General features: G+C 63.9%; 12 protein-coding genes. 7 read left to right on the top strand and 5 right to left on the bottom strand.

From position 1 onward, the window contains the following. The first annotated feature begins 12 nt into the window (after positions 1-12). From ftsZ to Q0R02_RS09490, 6 genes are all read left to right on the top strand, one after another. Complete coding sequence (gene ftsZ, locus Q0R02_RS09515) at positions 13-1,428, top strand: cell division protein FtsZ (protein WP_293882795.1); 1,416 nt, start codon at positions 13-15, stop codon at positions 1,426-1,428. A 145-nt stretch (positions 1,429-1,573) separates the two neighbouring features. After that, positions 1,574-3,541 carry an SPOR domain-containing protein gene (locus tag Q0R02_RS09510; protein ID WP_293882792.1) on the top strand — a complete coding sequence of 656 codons (1,968 nt, stop codon included), beginning with the start codon at positions 1,574-1,576 and terminating at the stop codon, positions 3,539-3,541. Further along, positions 3,538-4,704, top strand: coding sequence for a deoxyguanosinetriphosphate triphosphohydrolase (locus Q0R02_RS09505; RefSeq protein ID WP_293882790.1), 1,167 nt, complete (start codon positions 3,538-3,540; stop codon positions 4,702-4,704). The genes Q0R02_RS09510 and Q0R02_RS09505 overlap by 4 nt, the downstream gene beginning before the upstream one ends. A 116-nt stretch (positions 4,705-4,820) precedes the next feature. Then, positions 4,821-5,510 (top strand): response regulator transcription factor, encoded by a 690-nt coding sequence (locus Q0R02_RS09500; RefSeq protein WP_293882788.1) that lies wholly within the window; start codon positions 4,821-4,823, stop codon positions 5,508-5,510. Beyond that, positions 5,507-6,856 carry a HAMP domain-containing sensor histidine kinase gene (locus Q0R02_RS09495; protein ID WP_293882786.1) on the top strand — a complete coding sequence of 450 codons (1,350 nt, stop codon included), beginning with the start codon at positions 5,507-5,509 and terminating at the stop codon, positions 6,854-6,856. Before Q0R02_RS09500 ends, Q0R02_RS09495 begins: the two co-directional genes overlap by 4 nt. 39 nt (positions 6,857-6,895) lie before the next feature. Next, positions 6,896-9,763 carry a pitrilysin family protein gene (locus Q0R02_RS09490; RefSeq protein WP_293882784.1) on the top strand — a complete coding sequence of 956 codons (2,868 nt, stop codon included), beginning with the start codon at positions 6,896-6,898 and terminating at the stop codon, positions 9,761-9,763. Positions 9,764-9,817: 54 nt separating this feature from the next. On the opposite strand, the gene hslU is transcribed toward Q0R02_RS09490, so the two are convergent. The 5 genes from hslU to Q0R02_RS09465 form a co-directional block, all read right to left on the bottom strand. Beyond that, a complete protein-coding gene (gene hslU, locus Q0R02_RS09485) occupies positions 9,818-11,119 on the bottom strand; it encodes an ATP-dependent protease ATPase subunit HslU (RefSeq protein ID WP_293882783.1) in 1,302 nt (433 codons plus the stop codon). After that, complete coding sequence (gene hslV, locus Q0R02_RS09480; protein ID WP_293882782.1) at positions 11,116-11,685, bottom strand: ATP-dependent protease subunit HslV; 570 nt, start codon at positions 11,683-11,685, stop codon at positions 11,116-11,118. The genes hslU and hslV overlap by 4 nt, the downstream gene beginning before the upstream one ends. Positions 11,686-11,723: 38 nt before the next feature. Continuing rightward, a complete protein-coding gene (locus tag Q0R02_RS09475) occupies positions 11,724-12,920 on the bottom strand; it encodes a Yip1 family protein (RefSeq protein ID WP_293882779.1) in 1,197 nt (398 codons plus the stop codon). Between the two features lie 85 nt (positions 12,921-13,005). Further along, positions 13,006-13,419 (bottom strand): holin family protein, encoded by a 414-nt coding sequence (locus tag Q0R02_RS09470; protein WP_293882777.1) that lies wholly within the window; start codon positions 13,417-13,419, stop codon positions 13,006-13,008. A 47-nt stretch (positions 13,420-13,466) separates the two neighbouring features. Then, positions 13,467-14,006, bottom strand: coding sequence for a glycosyl hydrolase 108 family protein (locus tag Q0R02_RS09465; protein ID WP_293882775.1), 540 nt, complete (start codon positions 14,004-14,006; stop codon positions 13,467-13,469). Between the two features lie 410 nt (positions 14,007-14,416). Here Q0R02_RS09465 and Q0R02_RS09460 point away from each other — a divergent pair, with 410 nt between their 5' ends. Then, complete coding sequence (locus tag Q0R02_RS09460) at positions 14,417-15,289, top strand: hypothetical protein (RefSeq protein WP_293882773.1); 873 nt, start codon at positions 14,417-14,419, stop codon at positions 15,287-15,289. Positions 15,290-15,429: the final 140 nt, after the last annotated feature.

Below are 15,429 nucleotides of genomic sequence, written 5' to 3'. Positions count from 1 at the left end.
GGGGATATTTCGATGAGCATCGAATTCTTGCCACCAGAAGTGGATGAGCTTCGTCCACGGATCTGTGTAATCGGTGTCGGCGGTGCGGGCGGAAACGCCATTGCCAACATGATTGCCAGCCAGGTGCAGGGGGTCGATTTCATCGTCGCCAACACCGACGCGCAGGCACTGAACACCAGCGCCGCCGAACGCCGGTTGCAACTCGGCCTGAAAATTACGCAGGGACTTGGTGCCGGATCGCGCCCCGAAATCGGCAAGGCAGCGGCGGAAGAAACCATCGATCAGGTCGAAAAGGCCCTCGAAGGTTCGCACATGTGCTTCATTGCAGCGGGCATGGGCGGCGGCACCGGAACCGGTGCGGCCCCGGTCATTGCAAAGGCCGCACGTGATCGCGGCATCCTGACCGTCGGCGTCGTCACAAAGCCGTTCAGCTTTGAAGGATCGCGGCGGATGAAGGCTGCGGAGGCCGGCATCATCGAACTGCAGAAGCACGTCGATACGCTGATCGTCATCCCGAACCAGAATCTGTTCCTGATCGCCAACCCTTCGACGACGTTCAAGGACGCGTTCAAGATGGCCGATGAAGTCCTGCAGCAGGGCGTTCGTGGCATCACCGATCTGATGGTCATGCCCGGCCTGATCAACCTCGACTTTGCCGACGTTCGTTCCGTCATGGGTGAAATGGGCAAGGCGATGATGGGGACCGGCGAGGCCGAAGGTGAAAACCGCGCCATCGAGGCGGCTGAGAAAGCCATTGCCAACCCACTGCTCGACGGCGTTTCGATGAAGGGCGCAAAGGGCGTCATCATCTCGATCACCGGCGGCGAGGATATGCGCCTGATGGAGGTCGACGAAGCGGCCAGCCACATCAAGGAACTGGTCGATCCCGATGCCAACATCATCTGGGGTTCGGCGTTCAATAATGCGCTGGATGGCAAGATCCGCGTTTCGGTCGTCGCGACGGGTATCGAAGCCGAAGCGTCGGTCATGCCTGAACCCGCGCGCGTGTTCGCATTTCCCGGTTTCAAAAAGCCTGAAGCGGCGGCACCCGCTGCCGCTCCACAAGCCGAGCCCGTTGCCGAAGTTGCGGCACCCGTTGCCGATACCGAATCCCCTGCCGAGACCGCCTCGTTCGTCGATGGCAGCCTGACCCCGGAAGACGAATTGCTGCTGGATTCGGGAACGATGCTGGATGCAGCGGTCACCGGCGACCCGCTGGCCGACCTGGACGAGACACCGAAGACGAGCCGCTGGCTATCGACCCCCGAAGTCGAGCCCGAAGCCAAGGCGCCGACCCCCGGTGGCGGAACGCTGTTCGAACGGATGTCGAACATCGCTCGCGGTTCGGCAAAGGTCGATTCGACAGCCGAAGCGTCGAAGGACCCCCTCGACATACCGCGTTTCCTCAACCGCCAGAATAACCAGTAAGACCGTTCGACAGGACTGGCCGGTAAGAATGGCCAAAAAGAACAACATCTCGGGCCGGTTCGTCTTTAGTGCGAACCGGCCCGACGCACGGGCGATCCGACGGTGCTTGCCCCCACCGGCCCTGCTCCGGTAACTCCAGGGCATCATGACAGTATCGTCCATCTTCCGCCCGGCCTTTTTATGGGCGGGCGCTGCGTCGCTGGCGCTGACGTTCCTCCCTGCACAGGCGGACGCGCAGACGATCGGCAACGCCCGTCCGGTGTTGCCGCAGACGCCTGCCGCGTCGCAGGCGGGGATGCCGATCCGGACAGGTGCCACCGATCCCGTCGATACTCTTTCGATGCATTTGCGAACGCTGGCGGTCGCGCCGCGCAGCCTGTCGGCGTTGTTGGGCGCGGGGGAGGCGGCGCTTGCGGTCGGCGACCCCAACGCCGCAGTCGGTTTTTTCGCGCGTGCCGAACAGGTCGATACCCGCAACGGTCGGGCAAAGGCGGGGCTCGGGTCCGCACTGGTGATGATGGAACGCGCTGACGACGCCCTGCCCTTGTTTGCGCAGGCGGTTTCGCTGGGCATCCCCGAAGCCGAGATCGCGCGGGATCGCGGGCTGGCCTATGACCTGCGCGGTGATTCACGACGGGCGCAACGTGACTATCAGCTGGTGCTAAAGCGCGCGCCCGATGACGAGACGACCCGGCGATATGCGTTGTCGCTGGGTATCTCGGGGGATCGCGCGCAGGCATTGAAACTGCTTGAACCGCTCATCAAGAAGCAGGACCAGAGCGCGTGGCGGGCGCGGGCGTTCATCCTTGCGATGAACGGAGACGTGGCCGGCGCGAACGGCATTGCCCGCCAGGTCATGCCCGCCAATCTTGCCGCGACTATGGCACCATTCCTGTCCCGACTGCCGCAGTTGAACGCGGCGGACAAGGCGCACGCGGTCGCGTTCGGGACCATGCCGTCGGCAGGCACGAACATGGCGTCGGTCGAGATCGGTGATCCGTTCCATGCCATTGGCGGTGGTCAGGGTGGCCAACCTGGGTCGGCTGCGGACGGCCTGATCCCGACCGGCGACCCGTTCGGTCCGGGTCCCGACGATGCCCGCACCGCGCGCGCCGCCGTGCCGCTGTCGCGCGAACCACGTCGTCGGCCGGGCCGCGAAACGGTGACCATGGCGGCCCCCTGGTCGGTGCCGCTGAAAACAGCAGAAGCCGCCCCGGCGAAGCCTTTGCCCAGGCCCGCGCCTTTGCCCGCGATATTACCGCAAGTCCTGCTACCGACAGCGCCCGACCGGCGGGTCGGTGCACGGGTGGCGCTGGTCGACCGGACCAAATTGCCGCCCGAAGCAATCGCTGTACCCGCGGCGCGCCAGATGGCACGAGTGACGCTGGTGCCGGGTGGAGTGTTGCCACCGCCCAGTGCTGCAGCGCCCGCCGTCGCCACGCCTGTTCCGGTGATCGTTCAGGTCGCGCCCCCGATGGTATCCGACATGATCCCGGCGTTCGAGACGGCACCGATCCACACTACGCCGCGTGTCGTTGGCCCGACAGCGTCGGCACCGGCGGCATTGGCGGTCGCCCCGACACCATTGCCCGCGCCCGCGCCGATCCCGACGCCCGCGCAGGTCGCGCCGAAACCCGCGCCGATGTCGCGGCTCGCCTCGATCCTGGCGGGTTTGACGCCTGAAATGGAGTCCGCCGCAGTCGCGCTGCCGACTGCTGCCGAGGCCAAGGCGGCGCGGCGCGTGGCGCAGCGCAAGGCCGTTGAAGCCGCCGCGACAGCCGCCGACCTGAAGGCCCAGAAAGAGGCGCAGGCGGCGCTGGTTGCGGAGGCACGGCGCAATCCCGCCCGGCTGTGGGTCCAGGTCGCGACCGGCAACAACGAGCGCGGCCTGCCCACGACCTGGAACCGTATCCGCGACGACAACGAAACCGCGCTTAAGGGGCGCAGCGCGTGGAGCGTGCCGTTCAAGGCGACCAACCGCCTGCTGGTCGGCCCGATGAAGTCGCCCGCCGACGCCCGCGCGCTGGTGAATACGCTGGCCAAGGGCGGCGTGTCGGCCAATATGTTCAGCAGCGAGGCCGGTCAGGAGGTTACACGGGTCGGCGGCAAGTGACCCCCCGCGCGCCCTATGCGAGCGACCCGCTGCTCAGTCGCGGACGGCAGCATTTTGAGGTTCTGGGCGAAACCCGTGGTCCCCGCACCGTCTTTCAACGCGACCGCGACCGGATCATCCATTCGATCAGCTTCCGACGGTTACGGCACAAGACCCAAGTGTTCGTCGCTCCGGATGGCGACCATTTCCGCGTCCGCCTGACGCACAGTCTGGAGGTTGCGCAGATCGCGCGCACGATGGCCCGGGCGCTGGGGGTGGACGAGGATCTGACCGAGGCGCTGGCGCTGGCGCACGACATCGGCCACCCGCCGTTTGGCCATGCCGGGGAAGACGCGCTGCGCACAGTAATGGCGGCGGCGGGCGGGTTCGACCACAATGGCAACACCTTGCGCGCGGTGATGACGATCGATTCGCCTTATCCTCGCTACGCCGGGCTGAATCTCAGTTGGGAGGCGCTGGAGGGGCTGGCCAAGCACAATGGCCCTGTTACCCGTCCTCAATGGGCGCTGGCCGAGGCCGATGCCGCGTTCCCGCTCGAACTGACGGCCCATGCTTCGCTGGAGGCACAAGTCGCGGCGATTGCCGATGACATCGCCTATGATAACCACGACATCGACGATGGCCTGCGGGCCGGGCTGCTGGCCCGGGATGCGCTGATGACGATACCGTTCGTGGCGCGGCGCTGGGACGAGGTGCGCCGCCGCTACCCCGACGTCGCCGAGGGGCGGCTGATGCCCGAACTGGTGCGCCAGCAGATCGGGGCGATGGTCAACGACGTGCTGGTGACGACCCGCGCGCGCATTGCCGAACACCGAATCGCCACGGCCGACGACGTGCGCTGCGCCGGGGTCACGCTGGCGGGGTTTTCCGATACGATGCAGCAGGACGAGCGCATGTTGAAGCGGTTCATGTACGCCGAGCTTTATCATCATCCAAAGCAGATGGAGGTCGCCGAACAGGCCACGCGCGTCGTGGCAGGGCTCTTCACCGCTTACTGCGACAATCCGGCCCTGCTGCCCGAGGGGTGGGGCGCGCGCTTGCCCGCCACAGAGCCGGGCCGCAGCCGTCATATCGGGGATTTCATCGCTGGGATGACCGACCGGTTCGCCATCAAATGCTACCGCGCGGTCGTCGGCCCGATCGAGATGCCCGACGGGTTCTGATCGAACGACCGTATGAACTTTTCGTCATGCGCGCGAAACCCGTGCGTGATGGCTGAAAAGCTAGACGACAACCACCCGACTTGCGCACGCCGCGCGATGACTTAGGCTGGACGACCATGGGCCGGAAAATACTGATCATCGAGGACGATGCCGAAACACGCGCGTTCGTCGTCAAGGGCCTCAGCGAGCATGGGCATGTCGTCAACCAGTCGGAGGACGGGCGTGACGGGTTGTTCATGGCCTCGGACGGCAGCTACGACCTGATCGTACTCGACCGGATGCTGCCGGGTCTCGATGGGCTGGGCGTGTTGCGCGCTTTGCGGGCGGCGGGCGTGGTGACCCCGGTGCTGGTGCTGTCGGCGCTGGCCACGGTCGACGATCGCATTGCCGGGCTGGAGAGCGGTGCCGACGACTATCTGGTCAAGCCTTTTGCGTTTTCCGAACTGTTGGCGCGCGTCAACGCGCTGCTCCGTCGCGCCGATGGGCGTGGCAATGGCGCGGTCGAGACCCGGCTGACGGTCGGCGACCTGGACATCGACCTGCTGTCGCGAACGGTGAAGCGCGCCGGGCAGGCCATCGACCTGAAACCGCGCGAATATGCCCTGCTGGAATATTTCGCGCGCAACAGTGACCGGGTGGTCACCCGGACGATGCTGCTGGAAAGCGTCTGGGATTATCATTTTGACCCGGCGACCAACGTCATCGACGTCCATGTCAGTCGCCTGCGCAAGAAACTGGACGACGGCTTCGAAAGCAGCCTGCTGCATACTGTGCGCGGCGCGGGTTACCGGCTCGCCGCCAGTTGAAGCGGTTGCGGCTGCCGACCACCGCGCGGATCGCGCTCCTTTCCATATTGCTGGCATTGCTCACCAATTTCGCGCTGCTCGCCTTTATTCGCGTCGCCACGCAGGACGACGCGATGGCAACGATGCGCCAGCGCGTGGCCAGCGACGCCGACGTGCTGCGTGACACTGCGATCTCGGGAAATCGTCCGGCGCTGGCCCGGGCAATGCTCGACGCCGTCCATGACGATCCGCACGCCTTTACCGGGCTGGTCGATCCGACGGGCCGCGTCGTCGTGGGCAACATCACCCGCGACCAGTTGCCCGCACGGCTGGCGGCGGTTACTTTCCGGAGTGCCGATGTCCGCCGCTTGCCGCGCAGCGACACGGTGTCGGTCGGCTATACGATCCGACCGCTGCCGAGCGGCGACTGGATCGTCAGCGGGCGCCAGTTCGACCCACACCTCGAATTGCAGGACACGCTGGAGCGTTCGCTGCTGTTGGCATTGCTGTTGTCGATCGGCATGGGCGTCGTCAGCGGGGGATTGATCGCCCGCTATGTCGGTTCTCGGGTAGAGACGATTGCCCGCGTCGTCGATGAAGTCGGGGCGGGCCATTTGACGCTGCGCGCGGCGGTTGGCGAAAGCGGCGATGCGTTCGACCAGTTGTCGTCGCGGATCAACACGATGCTCGATCGCCTGACGCTGCTGATGGGTGAGCTACGGATGCTGACCGACACGCTGGCGCACGACCTCCGTTCGCCGGTCGGGCGATTGCGCGCCCGTATCGAACGCGCGCTGACCGTGACCGACGAGGGACAGCGCGACCAGTTGCTGGGTGGCGTGCTGGCAGAGGCCGACAATCTGACACGGATGCTGACCACGGTGCTGGAGATCGGACGGTCGGAGGCGCAGACCGCGCGCAGCCAGTTCGCCGAACTTGATCCCGCTGCGCTGATCGCCGAACTCGGCGAGATGTACGAGCCGCTGGCCGATGAGAAGGGCATGGCACTGCTGGTCGACGCCGCACCGCTGAGGCTGGTCGCCGCGCATCGGCAACTGCTGGCCCAGGCGTTGAGCAACCTGATTGACAATGCGCTGTCCTATGGCGCGGGCGGGGACGTCACGCTGTCGGCGCACGATGCGGGCGGGAACGTGCGACTGACGGTCGCCGATTCGGGGCCGGGCATCGCTACCTGCGACATGCCCGAGGCGCGGCGGCGCTTCGGGCGGCTCGACACGTCGCGCGGCAAGCCCGGGGCGGGGCTGGGGCTCTCGCTTGCCGAAGCGGTCGCTCATCTTCACGGCGGGCGGCTGGAACTGGCGGACAATGCGCCGGGGCTGCGGGCGACGCTGATCTTGCCACGCTAACACTGGCGTGAACTTGCCCATCCCGGTAGGAGCCCCCTTATGCGTCCAGTCCTGTCGCGCGTCCTGCGCTCCGTTTTCGTCCTTACCCTTGCGTTCACCGGCATTGCGGAGGCGCGTGCACCGGCTCGAGTCGCCAAGCCCGCCGCTGCCCAGTCCGTCATCGCGCCGGTTCCGTGGCTATACCGGGGCAGCGACATTCCCCCCGACAAGGCATGGATCTTCGGCGAGTTGCCCAACGGCGTTCGCTATGCTGTCCGCCGCAACGGCGTGCCCCCGCGCCAGGTTTCGATTCGCGTCGCCATCGACGCTGGTTCGCTGATGGAGCGGGAAGGCGAGCGCGGATTTGCCCATTTCAACGAACACTTAAGCTTTCGTGGCTCGCGTTATGTTCCCGATGGCGAGGCCAAGCGGCTGTGGCAGCGGCTGGGTGCGACATTCGGGTCTGACACCAACGCCTCGACTACCGCGACGCAGACGATCTACAAGCTCGACTTGCCGAGCGCGACGGCGGCGGGACTGGATGAAAGCGTCAAGGTTCTGTCGGGCATGATGGCCGCGCCCGAACTGACACAGGCCGAGGTTGATGCCGAACGCCGGACCGTGCTGGCCGAACTGCGTGAAGGCAGCGGCGCGCAACAGCGGGTTGGCGATGCCACCCGCCAGCTGTTCTTTGCCGGGCAGCGGCTGGGGCAGGGGTCGCCGATCGGTGACATCGCGTCGCTGAATGCGGCGACCGTCCCCGCGCTGCGGGCCTTTCACGACCGCTGGTATCGACCCGAACATACGCTGGTCGTGATCGCAGGCGATGCCGACCCGACAGTTTTCGAGACACTGATCAAGCGGTATTTCAGCGATTGGGCGCCACCTCCGCCATCGACGACAGCGCCCGATTTCGGCAAGCCCGACCCCAATGCGCCACGTAGCCGGGTGCTGGTGGAAACCGGCCTGCCGACGGTGGTCAACATCGCGGTGCTGCGACCATGGGCCGAAAAGAACGACACGATCGAATATAATCGTGGCAAGCTGATCGAGACCGTCGCCACGCGGCTGATCAACCGACGGCTGGAACGGCGCGCCCGGCTGGGCGGCAGTTTCCTGTCGGCGAGCATCGACCAGCAGGACATTTCGCGGTCGGTCGATGGCACGTTCGTCCAAATCGTGCCGTTGGGGCAGGATTGGCAGGCGGCCATTCGCGACGTTCGTGGCGTCATCGCCGACGCCCTGACGCACCCGTCGAGCCAAGCCGACATCGACCGCGAGGCCGCCGAATTCGCGTCCGCGCTCCAGCAGGCGGTCGAGACTTCGACCAATGACAGCGGCGGCGAACTGTCGGATAATCTGGTCGAGGCGGTGAACATCCATGAAACCGTGGCCAGTCCCGAAGTCGCGCGCGATGTCTTTGCGATCATGCACGACCGCCTGACTCCGGCGGCGATTCTGGCGGCAACCCAGCATCTGATGACGGGAACCCCGACGCGCGCGCTGCTGACTCTGCCCGCCGCCGATCTCAAGGCCGATGCCTTGCTGAATGCAGCACTCGTCGCCGAGATTACGGCGGGTCCGTCAGCGGCAGAAGGAAAGCCCGTCAGCTTCGACCGCCTGCCCAAGTTCGGCGCACCCGGCACGATCGTGAAGACGACGCAGATCGAGACCGTCGGCCTGCGTGTCATCGAATTTGCCAATGGAATGAAACTGGTCCTGCACCCTGACCCGAACGAGGTTGGCAAGGTGCTGGTCACCGCAAGGTTCGGGGCGGGGATGAAGGCGTTGCCATCAAGCACGGCGACGGTCGCATGGGCCGCGCCGATTGCGCTGGTCGCCGGCGGTATCGGTGACCTGGGACAGGACGAACTCGACCGGCTGACCAGCGCCCGGCGGATCAATCTCGGTTTCGACGTCGACGACGACAGTTTCACCTTGCGGTCGGTGACACGCGCCGCCGACCTCGACGACCAGTTGAAGCTGATGGCGGCCAAGCTGGCGCATCCGGGCTGGGATCCGGCGCCGGTGCTGCGCGCGCGGGCCGCGATGACGACTGGGTATGAAAGCAATGATGCCTCACCCAACGCCGTCATAAACCGTGACCTGCAGGGCCTGTTGCACGGTGGCGACCCGCGCTGGTCGACGCCGACGCGCGAACAGATTGCGGGACTAACCCCTGAAACCTTCAGAAAACTGTGGGAGCCGTTGCTGGCGCAGGGGCCGATCGAATTGTCGGTCTATGGCGATTTCGACGCGGCCAAGGCGACGGCGGCAGTCGCGGCGACCTTCGGCGCGCTTGCCCCGCGCCCGGCGGCGGTCATCGCCCCCGGCAGCGCGAACTCACCGACGGTCAAGCCAACCCGCAAGCCAGTGATGCGCACGCATCGTGGCCCGTCCGACCAGGCAGCGGCGGTGTTGGCGTGGCCAACGGCGGGCGGGATTGCCGACGTCTATGAAAGCCGCAAGCTCGACATTCTGGCGGCGATCTTCAATGACCGGCTGTTCGACCAGCTCCGCGAAGGGGAGGGGGCAAGTTATTCACCCAATGTGTCGAGCCAGTGGCCGATGGGGCTGACAAGCGGCGGCAGCTTTGTCGTCACCTCGCAAGTCAAACCGCAGGGCGTCGACCGGTTCTTTGCGCTGACCAGCAGTATCGCCGCCCAATTCGCGTCGCAGCCGGTAACCGCGGACGAACTGGCGCGATCGGTCGGACCTTTGCGACAGCTCATCGCCCGCGCGGCAAGCGGCAATACTTTCTGGCTGAACCAGCTTGGCGGTATCACGCGGGTTCCCGAAAAGGAGCGCGCGCTTATCACGATGTCCAGCGACTATGCCCGGATCACGCCCGCCGAATTACAGGCGACCGCCAAACGCTGGCTAGTGCCAGGGCGTGAGTTCCGGATGACGGTGCTGCCGGGGAAGTAACAAGGGCATCTCGTCACCCGGCCTGCGCCGGGTGACGTCTCTATTTTTAGCTAACTACAGCACGTATTTCGACAGGTCGGTGTTCCGCGCGACGCTTGCCAGTTGAGCGTCGACATAAGCTGCATCGACGATCAGCGTCGTTCCCTGCCGGTCCTCGGCCTCGAAGCTGACATCCTCCAGCAGCTTTTCCATCACCGTCGACAGCCGCCGCGCTCCGATGTTTTCCAGGCTGGCATTCACCTCCGCCGCGATGTGGGCGATGGCGGCGATCCCGTCGTCGGTGAAGGTCACCGTCACCCCCTCGGTCAGCAGCAACGCGCGATACTGGTCGGCGAGACTCGCCCGCGTGTCTTTCAGGATGCGGACGAAATCCTCTTCGGTCAGCGCTTTCAGTTCGACGCGGATCGGCAGGCGGCCCTGCAACTCGGGCAGCAGGTCGCTGGGCTTGGCCACATGAAACGCGCCGCTCGCGATGAACAGGATATGGTCGGTCTTCATCGGCCCATATTTGGTCGCGACCGTCGTGCCCTCGATCAGCGGCAGCAGGTCGCGCTGGACACCTTCGCGACTGACCGAACCGCCCCGCACGTCGCTGACCGCGATCTTGTCGATCTCGTCGAGGAAAACGATGCCATTGGCCTCGGCGTCGGCGAGCGCGGCGCGGCTGACCTCGTCCTGATCGAGGCGCTTGTCGGCTTCCTCCTCAATCAGTTTTTCCCACGCCGAACGCACGTTGATCTTGCGCCGCTTCTGCTGGCCCTGGCCGAACGCCTTGCCCATCATTTCGGACAGGTTGATCATGCCGACATTGCCGCCGCCGCCGGGGATCTCGAACGGCATCTGCGGCGCTGCATCCAGCTCGATCTCGATTTCCTTGTCGTCGAGCGAGCCTTCCTCGAACCGCTGGCGAAACGCGAGCCGGGTCGCTTCGGACGCGCCCTTGCCGGTCAGCGCGTCGAGCAGGCGGGCCATCGCGGCATCCTCGGCCTTGTCCTTGACGGACACGCGGCGGCGTTCTTTCTCCAGCCGGATCGCTTCCTCGACCAGATCGCGGGCAATCTGTTCGACGTCGCGGCCGACATAGCCGACTTCGGTAAACTTGGTGGCCTCGACCTTCACGAACGGCGCGTCGGCCAGTTTCGCCAGCCGCCGCGAGATTTCGGTTTTTCCGCACCCCGTCGGCCCGATCATCAAGATGTTCTTTGGCGAAACCTCGTCGCGCAGGTCGGGCGACAGTTGCTGCCGCCGCCAGCGATTGCGCATCGCAACCGCCACCGCGCGCTTGGCATCCTGCTGACCGACGATGTGCGCGTCGAGAGCCGCGACGATGGCCTTGGGGGTCAGGGCGTCGTTCATGCTGCCGCTCCCTCGATCACTTCGATCGTCACGCGGTCGTTGGTGTACACGCAAACCTCCGCTGCGATGGCCATGGCTTTGCGCGCGAGGACCTCGGCATCGGGTTCGTATTCGACCAGCGCCTTGGCCGCTGCCAATGCATAATTGCCGCCCGACCCGATGGCCGCGATCCCGGCCTCGGGCTCCAGGACATCGCCATTGCCCGTCAGAATCAGCGTCACGTCCTTATCCGCGACGATCATCATCGCCTCTAGGTTGCGGAGGTATTTGTCGGTTCGCCAGTCCTTCGCCAGTTCGACGGCGGCGCGCATCAACTGCCCGGCATGCGCCTCCAGCTTGCGTTCCAGCCGCTCGAACAGCGTGAACGCATCGGCGGTCGCGCCCGCGAACCCGGCGATGACCGTGCCGTCCCCGATGCGGCGAACCTTGCGCGCATTGGGCTTCATCACGGTCTGGCCCATCGTCACCTGACCATCTCCGGCGATGACGACCTTCCCTGACTTGCGGACTGAAACGATGGTGGTGCCGTGCCACGCGGGGCTAGACGACTGGGTGCGATCATTCATCACGGCGATATGGGGGCCGCCCCGCGCCGCCGCAACGGCTATTGCTTGGCGAGTGCCTCGATCTGGGCGATGTTGATCGCGGCAACCGCGCTCTTGAATACGTCAATCGAGGGCGCCGTCCCCGAAGCCTCGACCATGAAACGGTCCGCGACGATGGTGTTGTAGGTGCCCGACTTGCCCGCCGCGTCCCATTTTTCGGTGGTCAGTCGTCCATCGACCTTGCCGGTCTTTTCATAGCCGCTTGCCGATTGCTTGGTCGATTCGATGTTCATGGCCCCGCCCAGCGCCGCCAGCCCGCCGAGCGCGCCCATGTCGGTCACCTCCAGCCGGACGATCTGGTCGCCGCTGGTATATTCCCCCTTGGCGTTCGACCCGCCCAGGCCGCCGGACCCCGCCGACGCGCTTTCCAGGCTGGTGCGCGTAAAGCCGCCGGGCAGCGTCGCGGGCAGCAATGCCTGCAACAGCGCCGGGGCCGTCGGCGGTTTGGCCTGCCCATTTTGCATGGCCGCCGCCGACGCCTCCATGCGCTTGGACGCCGCCTGCATCCGGTCCAGATCGACCGATCCCCCGCCCGGGATGGTGACCGTCCCCGAAGCCGTGTCCACAGCACTTGCCCCGCCGGCCATCGCGAACGTCCCGATCAACGGCACCGTCAACGCCAACAGGACAAGGCGGATCACGATGGCGACCACGATGATCACCGCAAAATAGGGCACCAGCTTTTCCGCCGTCACTTTCATCAGCACGGGCAGGCCGAGATACAGGAGATACAGGCTGTAAATGCCGCCCAGCAGCGCCAGGAATGTCAGCGCGGGCAACAGGCCGAATATCCCCGTCACCCAGGCCGCAGTCGACGCATAGGCCGCGAGCTTGAACGCCTGCGTCCGGTTCTTGGCCGCGCCGAACTGCGGCGCCAGATAGTCGATGATCAGCGCCAGCAGGTACACACCGATTAGCGCGAACACATAACCGACGATCGCCGTGCCGATCGCAGCCGCCAACGTCGGGCGATAGCTGAACCCTACCACGCCATATCCGAACACTGTCGACCCGACCAGTTGAGCCACCGGCCCGATCGCCGCCAGTGGCAGGACATAGGATTTGAATATTTCGGCAACCGTGATGGATTCGGCATCGATCACCGGCCATTCGGTCTTCGGTGTCAGCAGGATGGCTTTCGCCCGATCGACCAGCGCATTCTGGCGGCCGACCGGCGGTGGTCCGATATCGCTCATCGTCATTCTCCCCGTTGTCGGGGCAGAACGCCATAGTATCGCCCGATTTGCAAGCCGGACCGGCCTCGCATCCAATGGGAGGCCGCTATTTATCGACCCCCTTAAACTTCCCCCAACTCCGCGCCGCCGTATAACCGAGATATCCCGTCCCGAACAAAGTCCACATCGGATCGGGGATGCTGCCCAGATAGGCGTTCATGCCCGCGGCGATGTCGTGTGCGATGGTCGGCTGGACCGCCGCGATCAGCCCCATCGGGATTGCCCACAGGATCATCGTGTACATGACGTAGAGAAAGCTGGGACGCGCGCGGCTGGTCCAGGGATCGACCGATTGCGCCTCGGCCACGATGGCGGTCATCTGCACCCGCACCGCATCCATTTCCTGTGATCCTTCCAGCTTCAGCAGTTCCAGCTTGGCTAAATCCCGCGCGCGCGGGTCGGGGATGATCTTGTCGAGCAGCCCGGCGATCGGCCCGACGATTGAATCCAGCAATGCCATGATATGTCTCCTGTTCCTTGTGTCACACTTCAACGGCAAATTATCCGCTATCCAATCCGGTTCGCCAGCCACCCATAAAGAAAGGCCTCGTTCGCCGGACGCCGCTCCGCCAGATCGAGGTAGCGTTCGCCCTGCAACGCCTCCAATGCCTTCATCAACACGCGCTCGCCGCCAGGGGCACGCTGTTTCAGGAAGGCGCGCAACGCCACCAAAGTCGCTCCGTCGACACGTGGCCCCGCAACGATATCCGCATAATCGGACGCCCCCCGGTTCAGCGCGTTCAGCGCGCGCTGCAGGAACGCCACCGCCGCCGCCGGTCCCATGTTGATGCCGGTGTCGAACAGTTCGGCGGCAACCAACGGGGCACATTCCGCAACTTCGGCAAAGCCCGGTCGCAGCCAATAGACCGTCGTGTAGATCGCAACCGCATCGGCGCGCGGAAAGCTCCGCATTTCGCCGCGAAAGCCATGCGCGCGCGCGACCGCCTCGGTAATCCCCCACCGCGTTGCCCCACCCCGGTCGGCGGGGTGGTTCACATAACCCCCCTCCCGCCCGATTGCGTCGTCGATCAGTTGGTCGATGTCCATGGCGCTGTTCCCCTGAAGATGGCGCGCAACTAACCGATACGGTTTGCTGTAGGACAGCGTTTTCGTCGTCGGGCGAAGGGGGCCGGTTGCGCGCGGGACTCGTATCGGGTCACGAGATCGGGTATTCGGGCGGCGCATACCAACACCATCAAACGTCGCGTGCAGCGATTGGAAATTGGAGCGAAGCCAACGCCATCCCCGTTCACCATCTGGTTCGGTTCATTCGACGCGTGGGTCGAGACACAGGTTCTGCCTGGCATTGAAAGCGGGGCACTGGACAGCGAGGACATGATTGTTATCGTTGCCGCCTTGCGGGTGTGGGAGGCTTGCGCTGTGTGGCATCGTTAGCATCTGTCTGATGCTAGTTCATTCGGCTAGTATCTCGTGAGCAGCACTATATCATCAACTGGATGACCAACCTGCCGAGACGAAGCCAAGTCGCCCTAATGGTAAAAATCGATGGAATTCCTTGCCGACTTGTGGGTGCGAAAGATAGAGGGGATAAGGGTGTCATATTCTCTCCATATTCGTCGATAAATCTAGAGGATGGAGATCGTAACCTTCCAATTCGTGAAGAACATGTCACCGCGTGGCCGAATGAGCATTCGAAAAAGGTTCAAATTCACCATACTTATCATTTGAAAAACGATGAGACATGGAAGGTAGACCATTCAACGTTGGCTGATAACAGTGCTGGGGACTTTGCAGCTGCAATCTTTGCGGCGAGTATTCCGCTTCGCCGAGAGCGCCAGCCATTTGTGGTGAAAAGTAAGTATGACGTAGTTTACATTCCTCCTTATTCTGCGCAGGAATGCACTCTGATTGTAAGCTATACCGTTGCAACTTTAGAGAAAGATTTTCCAAATCTGAGGGGCGAAGGAATAGGGTTATTTGAACTCCATTTTTCAAAAATGAAGATAGGAGTTTATTACACTTACTTAAGCCTTACCAGTATTGAACGGGGACGAGTTTCCCATATGAGCACTTCGATGATGCGGGTGAATAATGGCGACGTTGCTCATTGTGCAGGTCCAATACCGCATGTGATGGCAGATCTCGCTCAGTTCGTGAAAATGCAGATTACATCAGTCATTGGGGGTTACATGGGAACGATCTTCAAGGACCTGTCGGAGGCTGGCATAAACCAAGCAGAGCTTCGGGAAAGTTTGAACTCGGATCAGGTTGTAAATACGGAAGCTCCATTGTCCGTATTTCACAAGCTGGGAATCAAGCGGTTCGGGACACTAAAGGGAGAATTTCAGACTGCGGATGTTGCTGAATGAGGGTTTGATGAGAGCGGTGGATGAAAACCAACCGCTGACTCGTTCTTTTAATGCGTAACAGCGGCGCTGCTACACATACGTTAGACACAACTTCTTATGGCAGTTAGCGCAACCTGCGCTGCCCGCTAAACCATTCTAAC

The organism is Sphingomonas sp. (genome assembly GCF_025353885.1).
Taxonomy (GTDB): Bacteria; Pseudomonadota; Alphaproteobacteria; order Sphingomonadales; family Sphingomonadaceae; genus Sphingomonas_O.
Note: the sequence above shows the minus strand (reverse complement) of the source record. Positions and strands in the feature narration are given on the sequence as shown.